The 15758-nt window shown below is 70.7% G+C and carries 14 protein-coding genes, 1 pseudogene and 1 riboswitch; of the genes and pseudogenes, 6 read left to right on the forward strand and 9 right to left on the reverse strand.

The window, feature by feature from the left end:
- Positions 1 to 174: 174 nt before the first annotated feature.
- A riboswitch (cobalamin riboswitch) is annotated at positions 175 to 388 on the reverse strand.
- 293 nt (positions 389 to 681) lie between these two features.
- Both MKK49_RS15535 and MKK49_RS15540 read left to right on the forward strand, forming a co-directional pair.
- Positions 682 to 1995, forward strand: coding sequence for an MFS transporter (locus MKK49_RS15535; RefSeq protein ID WP_244029956.1), 1314 nt, complete (start codon positions 682 to 684; stop codon positions 1993 to 1995).
- Positions 1996 to 2278: 283 nt separating this feature from the next.
- A complete protein-coding gene (locus MKK49_RS15540; RefSeq protein WP_244029958.1) occupies positions 2279 to 2968 on the forward strand; it encodes a L,D-transpeptidase in 690 nt (229 codons plus the stop codon).
- 173 nt (positions 2969 to 3141) lie between these two features.
- Here MKK49_RS15540 and MKK49_RS15545 read toward each other — a convergent pair whose 3' ends face one another.
- A complete protein-coding gene (locus tag MKK49_RS15545) occupies positions 3142 to 4557 on the reverse strand; it encodes an ATP-binding protein (protein ID WP_244029961.1) in 1416 nt (471 codons plus the stop codon).
- Positions 4554 to 5273 (reverse strand): response regulator, encoded by a 720-nt coding sequence (locus MKK49_RS15550; protein ID WP_244029963.1) that lies wholly within the window; start codon positions 5271 to 5273, stop codon positions 4554 to 4556. Before MKK49_RS15550 ends, MKK49_RS15545 begins: the two co-directional genes overlap by 4 nt.
- Positions 5274 to 5463: 190 nt before the next feature.
- On the opposite strand from MKK49_RS15550, the gene MKK49_RS15555 reads away from it, so the two are divergent.
- The 4 genes and pseudogenes from MKK49_RS15555 to MKK49_RS24810 all read left to right on the forward strand — a co-directional run.
- On the forward strand, positions 5464 to 5790 hold the full coding sequence (locus MKK49_RS15555; protein ID WP_244029965.1) for a GCG_CRPN prefix-to-repeats domain-containing protein: 327 nt from the start codon (positions 5464 to 5466) through the stop codon (positions 5788 to 5790).
- 75 nt (positions 5791 to 5865) lie between these two features.
- Entirely contained in the window at positions 5866 to 6261 is a 396-nt protein-coding gene (locus tag MKK49_RS15560; RefSeq protein ID WP_244029967.1) for an EF-hand domain-containing protein, read from the forward strand.
- A 115-nt stretch (positions 6262 to 6376) separates the two neighbouring features.
- A complete protein-coding gene (locus tag MKK49_RS15565) occupies positions 6377 to 6649 on the forward strand; it encodes a GCG_CRPN prefix-to-repeats domain-containing protein (protein ID WP_244029969.1) in 273 nt (90 codons plus the stop codon).
- A 610-nt stretch (positions 6650 to 7259) separates the two neighbouring features.
- Positions 7260 to 7850 (forward strand): annotated as a pseudogene (locus MKK49_RS24810) (GGDEF domain-containing protein); the annotation flags it as partial.
- A gap of 314 nt (positions 7851 to 8164) precedes the next feature.
- Here the strand turns inward: MKK49_RS24810 and MKK49_RS15575 are convergent.
- The 7 genes from MKK49_RS15575 to MKK49_RS15605 form a co-directional block, all read right to left on the reverse strand.
- Positions 8165 to 9418 (reverse strand): cytochrome P450, encoded by a 1254-nt coding sequence (locus tag MKK49_RS15575; RefSeq protein WP_244029973.1) that lies wholly within the window; start codon positions 9416 to 9418, stop codon positions 8165 to 8167.
- Positions 9411 to 10727, reverse strand: coding sequence for an NAD(P)/FAD-dependent oxidoreductase (locus MKK49_RS15580; RefSeq protein ID WP_244029975.1), 1317 nt, complete (start codon positions 10725 to 10727; stop codon positions 9411 to 9413). The genes MKK49_RS15575 and MKK49_RS15580 overlap by 8 nt, the downstream gene beginning before the upstream one ends.
- Positions 10724 to 10972 (reverse strand): ferredoxin, encoded by a 249-nt coding sequence (locus MKK49_RS15585; protein WP_243913060.1) that lies wholly within the window; start codon positions 10970 to 10972, stop codon positions 10724 to 10726. Before MKK49_RS15585 ends, MKK49_RS15580 begins: the two co-directional genes overlap by 4 nt.
- 19 nt (positions 10973 to 10991) lie before the next feature.
- Positions 10992 to 11195, reverse strand: coding sequence for a hypothetical protein (locus tag MKK49_RS15590; RefSeq protein ID WP_244029978.1), 204 nt, complete (start codon positions 11193 to 11195; stop codon positions 10992 to 10994).
- Entirely contained in the window at positions 11192 to 12481 is a 1290-nt protein-coding gene (locus MKK49_RS15595; protein WP_244029980.1) for a glycosyltransferase, read from the reverse strand. The genes MKK49_RS15590 and MKK49_RS15595 overlap by 4 nt, the downstream gene beginning before the upstream one ends.
- Before the next feature lie 115 nt (positions 12482 to 12596).
- The gene (locus tag MKK49_RS15600) at positions 12597 to 14342 is read right to left on the reverse strand and encodes a patatin-like phospholipase family protein (RefSeq protein ID WP_244029982.1); all 1746 of its coding nucleotides are present in this window, start codon (positions 14340 to 14342) and stop codon (positions 12597 to 12599) included.
- A complete protein-coding gene (locus MKK49_RS15605) occupies positions 14339 to 15505 on the reverse strand; it encodes a DUF3095 domain-containing protein (RefSeq protein ID WP_244029984.1) in 1167 nt (388 codons plus the stop codon). The genes MKK49_RS15600 and MKK49_RS15605 overlap by 4 nt, the downstream gene beginning before the upstream one ends.
- Positions 15506 to 15758 lie beyond the last annotated feature (253 nt).

Genomic DNA, 15758 nt, shown 5'->3' on the forward strand with positions numbered 1-15758 from the left:
GAACCTTGCGGGGATGCCGATGAGGGGGCGCAGGCGCGCACGCGGACGGGATGCCGCGCATGGCATGCAACCCGTCAGGACACCCCGCCCACGAGATACGTTCCGGAGTTCCTCACCAAACGCCCGGTCGCAGTCGGTTCGCTCTCTGAACACGACGGCGCAGCGGGAGTTTCGCGCGGGAAACTCAGTCGAGGCAGGTCTCCTGGCTCGCGGGTCGGTGCCATCCGTCTGGTCTTCCCGGTGAGGTCTCACCAGTGACGCTGATCGACGGGCGGCTCGCCGCTTACAGTTGCGGGGACAGCTTCGGCATAGGCGCTCGCGCGCCGCACCGAATTCCCTCTTCGCTCACCGTCTTGTGACGGCGAGAACCTTGACTACAGTTCACTTGCTGGAGCGACGCCCGCGCTGTCAACAGCCGCGTGATGCCGGACAGCGGATGACTTCATTCGATCCACCACCGTGGCCGATGCGCGACGATGGCTTCCTTGCAGGCGTGCAGTTCGCCGTCATGGACCGACGGGTCCGGGAAGCGCTCATCCTCCAGGATCGACGTCGATCCCGATCGGGCTGGGGCGGCTCATCCGCGAGAAGAGACAGGGCTCCGACCGCCCCCCGGCATCGTCCCCGTGGAACTCTCACGCCGGTGCCGGCATAGGCCACGCTGACGCGCGAGGGCCGCCCATGACCACGGATGTGACGACCGACGGGACGCCGCCGCGCCTCGAACGAAAGGCGGTGGCGGCCGTCGTGCTCGGCAACGCCCTCGAATTCTACGACTTCACCATCTACGCCTTCTTCGCCAAGCCGATCGGCGAAGCCTTCTTTCCCTCACAGAACGCCACCGACAGCCTGCTCGCCTCCCTGGCGCTGTTCGGCATCGGCTACGTCATGCGTCCCATCGGCGGCATCCTCATCGGGGCGTTCGCCGACCGGGCCGGACGCAAGCCCGCGATGCTGATCACCATCGCGCTGATGGCGATCGGCATGCTGATGCTGGCGGCCACCCCCGGTTACGCGACCCTGGGGGGCTGGTCGCAGGCGATCGTCATCGTCGGCCGGCTCATCCAGGGCCTCGCCCTCGGGGGCGAGGTCGGTCCCTCGACCGCCTACCTCCTCGAAGCGGCGCCGCCCCGGCACCGGGGCTTCGTCGCGAGCTGGCAGATCGCCAGCCAGGGCTGCGCCGCCCTGATCGCCGGCCTCGTCGCCTCCGCCCTGACCTTCGCCGTCGGCGACGAGGCGATGGGGACGTGGGGCTGGCGCGTGATGTTCGCCCTCGGCATCGGCGTCGTGCCCGTGGGGCTGATCATCCGCAGCCACCTGCCCGAGACGGCCGGCGAGGGAGCCGATCCGGCCGCCGCGGACTCGACCTTCGCCGTCGTCCGGCGCCTCGTGCGCGAACACGGCCGGCTCCTCGTGCTGACCTTCCTCGTCATCGCGGCCTCCACTGTCTCCAACGCGGTGGGCACCAACATGCCGGTCTATGCCCAGGCGACCCTCGGGCTGACCGAGACGGTCTCGACGGCCGTGCCGATCGCGCTGGGCCTCGCCTCCATCGTGTTTCCGCTCCTCGGCGGCTGGATCGCCGACCGCGTGGGCCGCCGCGCGGTGATGATCTGGCCGCGCGCGGTGATCGTCCTCCTGACGGTCCCCGCCTTCGCCTGGCTCGTCCGCGACCCGACCGGTCCGTCGGTCTACGCCGTGACATTCCTCCTGTCGGCTTTGTCCTCGATCAACGCGGCGGCGATCATCGTGGCGATCCCGGAATCCCTGCCGCGGGCCGTGCGCAGCGCGGGCCTGTCCATCGTCTACGCCTTCTCGGTCTCGATCTTCGGTGGCAGCACGAACTACGTGGTGAACAAGCTCATCGCGCTCTCCGGCGACAAGATAGCGCCGGCCTACTACCTCGTCGCCTTCAGCATCGTCGGGACCATCGCGGCCTTCCTGATGCCGGAGACGCGGGGCAAGGATCTCGAAGCCAATTCGGAGTCGCGATGAAAGATCGCGTGCCCGCGCGAGGCTCCTCGCGCCGGTCCGCCCCAGCGCGCGGCCATGGAAGGCCGCCGAACCGTAAGGTTTCGCCGAAAGGACGACGTGAATGTCCTGCTCGAAGCCAGCGCGGGCGGACGCTGCTGGCTTTCGCACACCGCACGCCCTCTGCGGCGAAACTCAAGCTTGCCAGTCGAGCCCGGTCGCGGCACTCTTAAGCTTGGCCTGACGCTCGTCAGGGAACGCCGCAGCGTTCTCTCATCCGGCCGCCTGACGTGGGAAGTCGAGGATCATGATCGTGGACGGTGGACATGCCGAGGGCGGCGGGATCGCCCTTCTCGGACGTCGAGCGGGGGTTCTCAGCCGCCGGTCGTTCCTCGTCGGGTGCGGCGCGCTGGGGTTGGCCGGTTGCGCGACATCCGACGGCACGATCCTCGCCGAGGCGGCGAAGGTCTACGGACCGATGCCGGACGAGAAATTCCCGATCCCGGCGGCCGATATCAGCAAGGTCGACCCGAAGTATTATCGCCGGACCGTTCGTTACGAAACCAAGGAAGCGCCCGGCACGATTGTCGTCGACCCCGGCAATTTCTATGTCTACCGCATCGAGGGCGACGGAACCGCCACACGCTACGGTGCCAATGTCGGCCGCGACGGGTTTTTGTGGAGCGGGGACGCCTATGTCGGCCGCAAGTCCGAATGGGCGACCTGGACACCGCCCAAGGAGATGATCCGGCGTCAGCCCGAGGCCGCCAAATACGCCCGCGGGATGCCGGGCGGCCTCGACAACCCCCTCGGCGCCCGCACCCTCCATCTCTACCAGAACGGCGCCTATACGCTCTACACGATCTACGCGAGCAGCGAGCCCGAATCGATCGGCACGGGCGTCACGAGCGGCTGCGTCGGCCTGCTCAGTCAGGACATGATTCACCTCTACGCGCGAACGCCGGTCAAGACGAAAGTGGTCATCCTGCCCGCGTAGGTATCTGCCCGCGTAGATAAAGGTGTCGGCCGAGCCGTCGCAACGCGCCCGACCGGGCCCGTCATTCGGCTCCGACGACCGGTGGGCGCGCGGTCGCCGTCGCGACCGGACGCTCCCGGGAAAGCCCATGGCCGCAGCAGGGTCGGGAAGCCGTTCGGGAACCGCCAGACGCGTCAAAGGTGGCCGCGCCCCACGACGTCCGGCATCGCCCTTCGCGACGCTGGGCGCTCATCGGACGGGCCGGGCTCCCGCGTCGATAGGGTGATCTCGGCGCGAAGGCCGCCTCCCGGGCGATTGGACATCCTGATATCGCCACCATGGGCGCGGACCGCCGACCGTACGATGGCCAGTCCGAGTCCGGTCCCGCCCGTCTCCGCGTTGCGCGAGACCTCGAGGCGCGTGAATGGCGCGAACATCTCCTCGACCCTATCCGGCGGCATGCCCGGACCGTCGTCGTCGACGAGAATCCTGACGCTGTCCGGCCCGCTTTCCAGGGTGATCCGCGCGCGGTCGCCGTACCGGACGGCGTTGTCGACGAGATTGTCGAGGGCACGACGCAACGTCATCGCCCGGCCGTGGAACGGAAGGTGCATCGGAGCGGCCACGGATACCTCGCGCCCCAGGACGGCGTGGTCGGCCACGAGGGCTCGAACCATCGCGGCGAGGTCGAGGGGACCGCTGTCCTGCACGAGCGCATCCTCACGCGCGAATGCCAGGGTGGCGTCGACCATGCGCCCCATCTCCGAAATCGTGCGCACCATGGCGCCGCGCAGGTCGGCATCCTCCACCATCTCGGCCCGCAGCCAGAGCGAGGCGATGGGCGTGCGCAGGTCGTGGCTGATCGCGGCCAGCATCCGGGTCCGGTCGGCGACGAAGGCCCGCGAGCGCGCCTGCATCCCGTTGAACGCCGCCGTCATGGTGCGCAGCTCCTGCGGGCCGCGTTCCGGGAGCGGTTCCACCACCGCGCCCCGGCCAGCCATCTCGGCCGCTCGGGCCAGTGCCGAGACGGGTCCGACGATTCCGCGCATGGCGATGCCGGCGACGGCGAGAACGGCGACGACGCTGGCCACGGCCTGGATGAGCCCGATGCGTATCCAGGGAGGCGTCTGCAGCGCGAGCGGGGCCTCGCCGTTGAGCCAACGGCCATCGCCGAGCCGGACGGAGACGCGAAGCGCCTGGAGCTTGCCGGCGCCGTGGTCCGACGGGGCATCGGGATCGGTGTCCCGATCCACCAGGGCGATCCGGGCCTGTCCCGCGCCCGCCGCCAGACGCCGGTCGAGGCGGTGCGCGAGCCGAGCCGCGTCGTCGGCCATCGCGCTCTCGGATACGAAGCTCGTGGCGTCGAGGGTGAAACTGCGGCGCGGGGAACCGTAGGCTTCGAGCACGGCCGGAACGGCATCGGCCGGCACCGCATCGAGGAGGCGCACCAGGGTGGCGGCCCGGTCGAGGAACTGGGTCCGGGCGACCGCGCGACCGACCCGGGAGGATTCCAGCGCGACCATCGTGAAGGCCACGGCCTGCGCCCCGACGACAGCCAGCAGGAGCAGGAGCGCCAGCCGGACACCGAGCGACCGCGGCGCCAGCCTCACGGCAGGGTCCTCACCTCGGTGGCCAGCACGTAGCCTCCGCCCCAGACCGTCTTCAGAAGGCCGGGGTTGGCGGGATCGCGCTCCAGTTTCCGCCGCAACCGGCTGACCTGATTGTCGATGCTGCGGTCGAACCCGTCGGCGGCGCGGCCGCGCGTCAGGTCGAGCAGCTGGTCGCGGGACAGCACCACTCTCGGATGGCGCGTCAGCGCGGCGAGAAGGCGGAATTCGGCGGTGCTGAGCGCCACGGCGGCACCGCACTCGTCGACGAGTTCGCGACGGCCGGTGTCGAGTACCCAACGGTCGAAGAAAAGCTTTCGTCCGTCGGCCTCGTCGCGGGTCCGCGGAAGTGCCCGGGTGCGGCGCAGAAGATTCTTGATGCGCGCCAGGAGCTCGCGCGGCTCGAAGGGCTTCGTGACGTAGTCGTCCGCCCCGATCTCCAAGCCGACGATCCGGTCCGTTCGCTCCGCCAGGGCGGTCAGCAGGATGACCGGGGTGTCGTAGGCCTCGCGGATGTGCCGGCAGAGCGACAGCCCATCCTCGCCCGGCATCATCACGTCGAGGACGACCAGATCGATGGCGCCGGCGGCCAGGATCGGACGAGCGGACGCGGCCTCCGCGGCGACACTGACCCGGAGATCGTGCCGCTTGAGATAGGCCGCGAGCGGATCGCGGATATCGCGGTGGTCGTCGACCACCAGGACGTGTGCGTCTTCCATGGTCCCCTCCCCTCTTGATCACCCGGTTTAGCGCGTCGGGCCGCTCGCCTCACGAAAATGATGTCGCGAAGTGTATCGGCCGGCTCGGATCTGCGACCGATCGCGACGCTTTCGGCTCTCCTCGGCAAACGCCTGTGACAGGCCGCCGGCACGGTGGGGGCCTGGCAACCGATGCTTGGAGAACGAGACGATGACGAAGGACGTGTTGCGTGCGCCGACGCTGCTGAAGCGTCTTCTCCCGGTGGCCCTGCTGGCGGCGGGGCTGGCGGCCCCGCTGGCGACGGCCGGCACGGCCGAGGCCCGCGACGGCTGCGGCCTCGGGTTCCACCGCGGGTTCCGTGGTTACTGCCGACCCAATCTCGGGTGGAGACCGTTCTACGCCCCCTACGCTTACCGGCCGTCCTTCTACGGCCCGCGCCGCTTCGGCTGGGGCGGACCCCGCTGGCATCGCTGGGGCGGCTACCGCCACGTCGGATGGCGCGGCGGATGGCATGGTGGTTGGCATCGCCGCTGGTGACCTCGGTTTCACAGGCGTCGGGGACGTACCGCCCGGTGCGCGCCCCGCCGATCCTCCCGCGACGAAGGAACTCCCATGGCGAAGAGAGCCGTTTGCCTGACGCTCGCCGCGTTCATCGCGGCGACGGGCGCCGACGCCCAGACACCCACGACCAGGCCCCCGACGGCGGCCGACGGACCCGGCGGCGTCGACCTCGCGACCTTCCAGACACGGAACCGGACGCGGCTGATGCGGATCGATGCCGACCGCGACGGGCGTATCAGCCGATCCGAGTGGTCGGCCTGGTGGGACGCCCGCCCCGGAAGGGGGCCATACGATCCGGCGGGGCGCTTCCGGGCTCTCGACGCCGACGGAGACGGCTTCCTCACCGCGCAGGAGGTCGACGCGGCATTCGCCAAGCGTTTCGCGCGGCTCGATGCCGACCATGACGGACGCGTCACGCCGTCGGAGCGGCCCTGCCGGGCCAAATGATCCCGAATTCAAGTAATCCCGATATCAGGTGGTCCCGATAGTCGGGCCCCGGCCCGAAGACCTTTCCCCGAAGGACCGGCCGAGGCGCCGCGTCCGCAGCAAACAAGGAATCGCCATGAAGCTCACAGGTCTCATCGCCGGCGCGGCCGCGACCCTGCTCGTCGCGGGCGCGACGCAGGCACTTCCCATGACCGCCGCCGGAATTGGATTGGACGCACCGGTCGTCCAGGTTCGCGGAGGATGCGGCTTCGGTGCCCACCGTGGCGTGTTCGGCGGCTGTCGCCTGAACCGCGGGCCGCGTGGCGCGATCCGCGGCGCCCTCACCGGCGCCCCCCGTGGCTGCCCGCCCGGGCTCTACCGCGGCCCGGCAGGTCGCTGTCGCCGCTGACCGTGCCCTTTCGCAGGTGCACCGGCCGGGGTTCCCCGCGTCCGTGCGCCTCGCGCGGCGCGCGGGGCGATGAGCCCCGGGGCTCGCGCACCCTGAATCTGGGCTGATATGGCGCTTGACGCCCGCGCGCCGCAGTATTCGGCAGCATTTGCCCGGCGAGCACCATCGTCGCGGGCTTCCGCCGCAACCCCCGGAAAATCCGGGCAGCAATCGAGAGCGCCGCCATCATTTCGGCTTGACGGGCGATCTTGGACATCGATCGCGTGGGGAGGCGCAGATCCTGCGCGTCACTTCGCGGCCTGCCGTCATGCGCGTCCATACCCGCGGAATCTTCCTCGGAATCGAGTGTCAGGAGCAAGCCTCAGCCTGAGCGACTGCAGACATCTGTTGATATATCCTATGAATACGAATATTTAATCAGCGAATAAACTCCATTTTCATTGTTTAAAGCCACAGTCAGCCTATGATCTGGCTCAGCTCCCTCATGATTATTATCGGTATAGCGTTGCTGGCCGCATCGCTGAAGCCGATCTCAGACATCCTCACGCTGGTACGCGAGGGGCGATTGCATCGTATGTGGCGTGTCCTCAGCTCGCTCATCATTCTCTTCATGGTGGGCTATGCAGCTTTTGGTATCCTGGGTTTGTCCAGTACCGTCGTCAGAATTGCCGATATCATCGTCTCTACCATCTTGCTCGCCGGCGGGGCCTTCGTCCTCATCGTCGCCCAACTTTCCGCGTCCACGACGCGCGACATCGTCCGCATCGCGAAACTGGAAAGCGACGTGATCCGGGATCCGCTGACCGGCGCCTTCAATCGCCGGTATCTCGACGAGATGATCGGAGCCGAGGTGGCATTTGCAAGGCGGACGGAGCGGTCGCTGTCCGCCCTGCTCATCGACCTCGATCACTTCAAGCACGTCAACGACACGTATGGTCATCCGGTCGGCGACCTCGTTCTCAAGCACGTCGCCGGCCTGCTCCTCCAGTCTTGCCGAACCTCCGACAGGGTCGTGCGGTACGGGGGCGAGGAATTCCTGGTGGTCGCACTCGACAGTGATCTCGACGACGTGACGACGCTCGGCGAACGCCTGCTCCACAAGATTGCCGATGGCTCCATCGCTCTGCCGGACAATACGCAGTTGAAGGTCACCGCCAGCATCGGCGCCGCCTGCTTGAGAAAGGACACCGATCAGGACAACTTCATCGCGCGCGCCGATGAAGCGCTCTATGCCGCCAAGCAAGGCGGTCGAAATCGTCTCTGCACTTTCCCTCCGGTCGCAAGCCAGGTCGTTGCGAAGCCGGTACACGGGGCGATGCCCGCCGAACTCTGCCTTGCACAGGCGATTTGTAGGAAGATCCCGCTTCCGCCCCCCGGGCAGGCCCTGGGAAGGTCCGCGTCCAGGCTGTCGATGGAGCGGAGGCCTACGACTGCCTGGGTGGTCTCGCGACGGTTTGCTTCCGGCAGAATGGTCGATGAAGCTGACGATGGACAATTCGGCTTCGTCCAGGTTTTCTACCCGGGATGCGGAGCGATCCCGTTGATCCCGATGCCGAGCCTCTCGGGACCACGGAGGGAGGCCCCGGGCCTGTACGGTGGGGGATCGGCTAAGAGCCGTGGGGCCACGAGGCGGCGGCAGAGGGCGACCAGGGCGATCTCCGCCTCGATCCGCGCGAGCGGTGCACCCATGCAGTAATGAAGCCCGCCGCCAAAACCGAAATGCTGGTTGTCCTCCCGATCCGGGTCGAAACGGTCCGGATCGTCGAAGCGGGCCGGGTCGCGGTTCGCGGCGGCGAAGAGCAGGATGACCGGCGCGCCCTTCGGAATGATCCGTCCCGCGACCGCGATGGTCCCGAGGGCTTTGCAGGTCCGAAAATGCACGGGCGGCTCGTAGCGGAGCAGCTCTTCGATCACCCGCGGCGCCCGCTCCGGATCGGCGCGCAGGCGCTCCAACTCTTGCGGATGGCGCAGCAGGGTGAGCATGCCGTTGGTGATCAGGTTCACGGTGGTCTCGTGGCCCGCCACCAGCAGCAGGATCGCCGTCGAGATGAGGTCGAAATCACCCATCACGGCCTTGCCGTCGGGGCCCGGCGCGGCCAGCGCGCTGAGCATGTCGGCGGTGGGGCGTCGACGCTTCTCGCGGATCAGGGCGCGCATGTAGCCGGAGATCGCGTCGAAGGCCGCCACCGTCCGGTGCCGGCTGGCCTCGTCGTGGCGGGCATCGGGCTCCAGGGCGGTGGCAAGCTGCGTCGCCCAGGCCTGGAACCGCGGCTCGTCGGCCTCCGGCACGCCGAGCAGGTCGCAGATCACCGAGACCGGGAGCGGGTAGGACAGGTCCTCGACGAGGCAGACTTCGTCACGCCCCCGGCAGGCGTCGATGAGGGCGTCCACGTCCCGCACGACGCGCTGCCGCAGCGCCTCTACCCGCGCCACCGAGAACGCGCGCATCACGGCGTGGCGCAGGGTGTCGTGGTCGGGGGGATCGCGGAAGATCAGGGGGCGGTGCGCGGTGGCGATCCGGTCCTTGATGGGGTTGAGAAACCAATCCTTGAGCGGGTTGCCCGTGCGCGGGCGGTGGGAGGGCGGCAGATCCTCGGAGCTGAGGCGCGGATCGAAGATCAGGCTGCGGATCGCCGCGTGGCTGCTCACCACGACGCTGCCGTCGCGCTGGGGCGCGACCGGGTTCTCGCGAAGCCGCGCGTAGATCGGATAGGGATCCGCCCGATTGGCGGGGTCCAGGACCTCGGAAAACAGCGTGTCCTCAGCCATGGTGGGCCTCGATGGGGGTGGGAGCGGCACGCGGTGGCGGGAAGCCCGGCGCCATGGCGAGGAAGCCGCCCTGGTCGCTCGCATCGCGGATCGGCGGGAACGCTTGGCCGGCCGCGACCGCCTCGGCATAGGCGGGGAGCCAGCGCGCCTGATCGAACGAGACGGCGGCGATGCTGCGTCCGGCGCGGCCATAGACGGCGAGGAAGCGCCGCGATGCGCGCGAGCCCTGGACGATCGCGACCGCGTCGGCGCCCGCGCTCAGGCCGACGGCCTTGATGTTGATCCCGAACTGGCTCGACCAGAAGGCCGGCAGATGGTGATAGGCCTGCTGGTCCTCGGAAGGCGCCAGCATGTTGCGCGCGGCGTGCGCAGCCTGCGCGACGGCGTTCCCCCAATGCTCCACCGACATCAGCCGGCCGCCGTAGAGGGGATTGGGCCAGCGCGCGACGTCCCCGGCGGCGTAGATGTCCGGGCACGGCGTCCCATCGGCGCCGAGCACCCGGCAGGTGCCGTCGCAGGTCACGCCGCCGGCATCGGCCATCAGGCCTGCGCCCGAGAGCCAATCCGTGGCGCGCGTCGCGCCGAGGGCCACGATCACGAGATCGGCCTCGACCGCGCGCCCGTCCGCCAGATGGGCGCGAGCGACCCGGCCCGCGGCGTCGCCCGCGAAGCGGAGCACCTGTGCGCCGGCATGAAAGGTTACGCCGGCATCCCGCAGGCAATCGGCGATCACGCCGCCGACCCAGGTGCCGAGCGAGCGGGCGAGCGGCGTCGGATTGGGATCGACCAGCGTGACGGGCAGTCCGAGATCGCGGCAGCAGGAGGCCGCCTCGCAGCCGATCAGGCCGGCGCCGACGATGAGGACGCGGGCAGGCCCTTCGGCCAAAGCGGTCCGCAGCCGGGCCGCATCCTCCCGGCCGCGCAGGGTGAAGATCCCGTCAAGCCCGCCACCCGAGGCGGCGGGCCAGGGCCGCGCCTGCGCGCCGGTGGCGACGAGCAGCCGCTCGTAGGCGAGCACCGACCCGTCCGCGAGGCGGATCGCCTTCGCGTCCCGGTCGAGGGCGACCGCCGCATGGCCCAGCCGCCACTGCGCATCGAGGGCGGCGCGTTCCGGCAGCACGGTGGCATCCGGTGCCAGTTCGCCGGACAGGACGTGCTTCGACAGGGGCGGCCGGTCGTAGGGGCGATGCGGTTCGTCGCCGACGAGGGTGAGCCGGCCGGCATAGCCGTGGCGGCGCAGGGCCTCCGCGCCCCGAAGACCGGCGAGCGACGCGCCGACGACGACGATGCCGGCCTCCGCGGCGCTCACGGCGTGTCTCCGCGATCCGCCTGGAGGCTGATGGCGCGGACCGGGCAGGCCTGGACGGCCCGCTCGATCTCACCTCGTCGTGCGCGCGGCGGAGCGGGGTCGTAGAACAGGATCTCGTGGCCCCGCACCTCGAAGGCGCCCGGCGCCGCGTAGCAGCACTGGGCGTAGCCCTGGCACCGGTTGAGGTCGACCACGACGCGAAGCGGCGCGGCCTCGCCTGGAGCGGACGCGATGGGGTCGGTCATGGCGATACCTCGCTGACGGTCAGAGGCCGAGGAACGGTTCGGACGGATCGTCCGCCCGTGGGATCAGTTTGGCGACCGACCCCAGGGGCAGGCCGGTGACGGCAGCGAGGACGAGCGTGGCCGCGAACGCGATCGGCCCGGACGTTCGCCAGCCCTCGTGGTCCCGGTTCGCCGTCTCTCCGGCCAGGGCTCCGGCACGGCCGAGGATCGGGATGGCGGTCATGCGGCGATCCCCCGGAGGCTCGAGCGGGTGCGAACCGCCTCGTCGATGCCCGCGAGCACCGCCGACCCGGCGTCCAGCCCCGCGAAGGCGCGCGCCAGGGATGCGGCCCGCGCGCGGTAGCGGGGTTGGGCCAGCACCGTCTCGATCGCCTCGCGCAGCGCCGGGATCGCCGGTGCGTTGGTCGCCAGATTAAGTCCGGCGCCCGACCAGCCGATGCGGGCGCCGATCTCCGCCTTGTCCTCGGTCAGCCCGGCCGAGACGATCGGCACGCCGGCCGCGAGGGCCTGCGAGACGCTGCCGTATCCGCCGTTCGTGACGAGGAGGGACACCTCCGGCAGCATCGCGTCGAAGGGCAGGAACGGCGCCACCCGGGCATTCGCCGGAAGAGGTCCGCGCAAGGCCTCGACGGGGCGCCCGCCCGTGGTCGCCACCACGAGCAGGTCGTCGCGCTCCGCCAGGGCCGCGAGGGTCGGCTCGACCAGTTCGCCGAAATCGGCATTCGCGAGGGTGCCCTGCGTGACCAGGACGACGGGCTTGGCCCGGTCGCGCGCCTGCCACCAGTCGGGAAGCGCCACCGCGGCGCTCAGCGCCGGCAGCAGGCCGACGAAGCGCAGGTTGGGCGGCAGCGTCCCGAAATCGTACTCGAAGTCCGGCACGGTCGGCTGGAGGAACAGGTCCGGCAGCACGGCGATGGAGTGCGGCAGCGAGGCCGGCAGGGGCGGCAGGCCGAGGCGCGCCAGTTGCGCGTCGGCATGGGCGCGCACGGGATCGACGAAGGCGGCGTCCATCCCGGCCTTCAGGACCGCGTAATGGGCCCGCTCCGCGTCCGTTCGGGCCGGCGGCAGGCCGAGGCCGACCGGCGCGTCGTCCGGCCGGTCGAGGAACAGGAAGCTGACGTTGAGGACGATGATCGGAGGACGTGGCTCGGAGGCGAGCAGCATCGGCAGCACGCCGAGGAACAGGCTGCCGGCGACGATCACGTCGGGACGCTCGGCCGCGACGAGGCGGCGCAGGGCCTCGGCCTGGACCGGAATCGGGTCGATGAAGCGGCGCGCGAACTCGCGCCGGTAGCGCTCGGGGCCGGCCGGCAGGTCGGTCTCGCGGTACGCGGCGGCATCGCCGTCGTCGTAGGGTGAGAAGCGCAGGCCCGCCGCCTCGACCTTTTCGCGGAACCGCTCGGCGGTGGTCATGACGACGCCGTCTCCCCGGGCGGCGAGACACCGGCCCAGGCTGAGAAGCGGATTGATGTGCCCGGTCAGGGCCGTGGCGGCGATCAGCACCTTCATGGCGGCGCGTCCTCGATGAATCGGTTGCGATGCTGAGACCATCGCTGACGCGCACGTCCGGGTTACGGGCGGGCGACCGGACGGGTGCGCTGGCGCACGGGGGTTCCCGGCTCGATCATGGCCGCAGCGGTCCGCCGCCCTCGGTCCAGGCGCGCAGACGCCCCTGCGCGAGGGCCTCCTTGGTGTGGCGGTAGCCGATCTCCGCGATGGCCTCGAAGCTCGACCAGGCCCGCAGGTCGATGCCGGCCAGCGGCGGCTTGAGCAGGGCGGTGGCGTGACCGACCGCCATCATCGATTGCGCATCGCCCGACACGGTCGCGGCCCGCAACAGCAGGGGCGCGATGCCCGGCATGGCGTCGGGCGCGCCGAGCATCCGCCGGATCAGGCGTCCGCGCCAGGAGCGCGTCGGCATCTCGCCGAAGGCGCGGTCGCTGCCGACGTCGATGGCGAGCACCGGTCCCCGCTCCAGGCCCGCCATCACGTCGGCCGGCAGGTTGTTCATCATGCCCCCATCCACCAGGACGCCCTCCTCGGTGCAGACCGGCGGGAGCAGGCCCGGGATCGCGATGCTGGCGCGGAGCGCTCCCGGCAGGTCGCCGGTGCGGTGGACCATCGCGGTGCCGGTCGTCAGGTTGGAGGAGACGCAGAGGAAGGGAAGCCAGAGATCCTCGATCCGGGCACCGCCGAACCACGCGGCGAGACCCGCATCGACCTTCGCCCCACGGGTCAGCGCGTGGTAGGGCAGCGTGTAGTCGTTGAGGGGATTGTGGCCGACGAAGAAGTCGACGGTCCGTGCGCGGATGCGGTCGATGCCGAGACCCATGGCGAGGCTGGCCGCGACCACCGCGCCCATGCTGGTGCCGCCGACGAAGTCGGGGGCGTAGCCGGCCTCCGCCAGGGCCTGCAGCACGCCGAGATGGGCGAGGCCGCGCGCGCCGCCGCCGCCGAGGACGAGGCCCCGGGCCGTGCCGCTCGCGAGGCGCGCCAGCCGGCCGAGATCGCCCGCGTTGCCGGCCCGGACCGGGATGCGCAGGGCGGCGGGCAAGGCGGCGACACCCGGGTGAAGGGGGCGGGGCAGAACCGCATCCGCGTCCTGCGGGACGGCGAGATCCATCCGGATCCAGTCCGATCGCAGGCTCCCGAGCCAGGCGGCGGCACCGTGGCGCGGCGGCCGGCCGGGCTCGGCGAGCAGCAGGACGTGGTCCGCATGGCGCAGGCAGAGCCGGCACCACGGGCAACCGACCTCGTGGGCCACGAAGATCGTGCGGGCGTGGCGGGTCTCGTAGTCGTGGAACCAGGTCTCGTCCGCGCCGTCCGGCCAGCGTGTCAGGCAGCCGGTGCGGCCCGGCAGGGTGGCGTCGAGGGCCGCCGCCAGGGCGTCCCCGAACGCCGCCGCATCGAGCCCTTCCGTGACGGCGAGCACGGCGAAGCTGCGCGGCCTGTGGCGCACCGCCTCTCCGAACTGGGTGGCACGCATGCGCTCGGTGAGCCGTCGCGCGAAGTACAGCAGCATCCGGGGATGATGCGCGACCACATCCTCGAAATCCGCGCGGCTCAGCCGCAGCAGACTGGAATCCCGCAGGGCCGTGGCCGTGGCCGATCGGGGGGCCGGCGACAGCAGCGCCATCTCGCCGAAACTCTCGGGCGGCCGCAGCCGGGCGATCCGGCGCGGCGTGGCCGCGTGATCTTCGGTCGAGATCCCGATGGCGCCGGAGACCAGGGTGTAGAGCGCGTCCCCGGCCTCGCCCTGCGCGAACAGCGTGTTTCCCCCGGCCACCGCCACCGAGACCATGCGGGCCCGCACCGCGGCGGCGGCCTCCGGGTCCAGGCCGGCGAGGAACGGGATCTCCGGCCCGGTCATGGCTGCCGCTTGAGCATGGCGGCGGCCCGGGCGTAACCGCCATCGGCCCCATCGACGAAATGGACGTGGTCGTCGCGCAGAAGGGAGGGCGTGATGCAGGTCACCACTGCGGCCTCCTGGCGGTGCAGGCCGTAGCGCACCAGCCCCGCCGCTCGCGCGGCCGCGAGCCGCGCCTCGATCCGATCCGCCGTGGCGACCGGACAGGTCACGGTCAGGCGAAGCCCATCGTCGTACTTCCGGAAATCGGCATTGGCCGCCAGCCGCCGTCGATAGCGGCGCGGCGAGAAGGGGCCGAACGGCACGCCGAGGCGGAACAGCGCGAAGGCCGCGCCGCGCGACAGGAACAGGCTCGCCAGTCGGAGCAGCCGCGACCCCGCCGACGCGCTTTCGCCGCGCATATCTTCCCGGAGGCCCGACCACGGCGGCCGCATCGCGGGACCGGACTCCGGCACGGGGCGTCCCATGCCGGGGCTCGCCTCGACCTCGGCCAGAAGTTCGCCGAGGACCGCCAGCACGGCGTTCCGGTCGGCGCCCCCCTCGGGCAGGACGATGAGGGAGAGGACCAGGCCGTCTCGGGCCGGAACCGCCTCGAACCGGCAGGACAGGCCGGTGAGATCGGGCCTGGCGCCCCCCGGGGCCGCCGGGACCGCATGGAGCCCGCGCTTCAAGGCAGCCTCCGCGTAGGCGAGGCCGCCGCCGGAGAACATCGCGTAATCGACCGTCGGCGAGGCCGCGTAGCGCGCGATCCGCAGGTCGTGGCCGGCGACCCGCACCGCCGCGACCGGGATCAGGGCCGCCCGCAATTCAAGGCCGAGGGTCTCGCGGACCCAGGTCACGGTCGCGGCCAGGACCGTCTCGACCGTCCGACGATGCTCGGGTGAGACCAGCAGGGTCGCACCGTCGCCGCCGAAGACGAACGGCATGTCGGCCTCCGGCAGGGCGTTGCGCACGGCCGCGATCAGGGCGGCCCCGGCCATGTTCACGGACCGGTAGCGCCCCTCCTCGATCGCCCGCGTCGACATCACCACGTCGCAGAGGGCGATCCACCACGCATCCGGCACCGGGACGTAGCGCGCCTCGTCGAGCACGTCCGAGAACCGCGTGAGGCGCGGAACGGCAGCGTAGCGGAAGGGGGGCGGGGCGCCGGCCTCATCGAGGTCCATCGGCAAACCGGAACGAGGGGCCGACGCGGGTTCGACGTCGGAGGGCGCTTGGTGCGCAGGCATCGCCGAGCATCCCTTCTGTTCCGATGACGATCGACCGCGCGGAAAGTTTCGGCAGGTGAGCATACGGACCTTATGAAGGTTCGCCGGCCGCCCCGATTCGGTTACGCAAAGATCGGAATGCCTGCCCTCGCGTCGCCTCGATCCGGTCGGGCGCGACGCGCGCCAGTTCGGGATCAAGTGCCGAATTGTC

The organism is Methylobacterium sp. J-090 (assembly GCF_022829345.1).
Classification (GTDB): Bacteria; Pseudomonadota; Alphaproteobacteria; order Rhizobiales; family Beijerinckiaceae; genus Methylobacterium.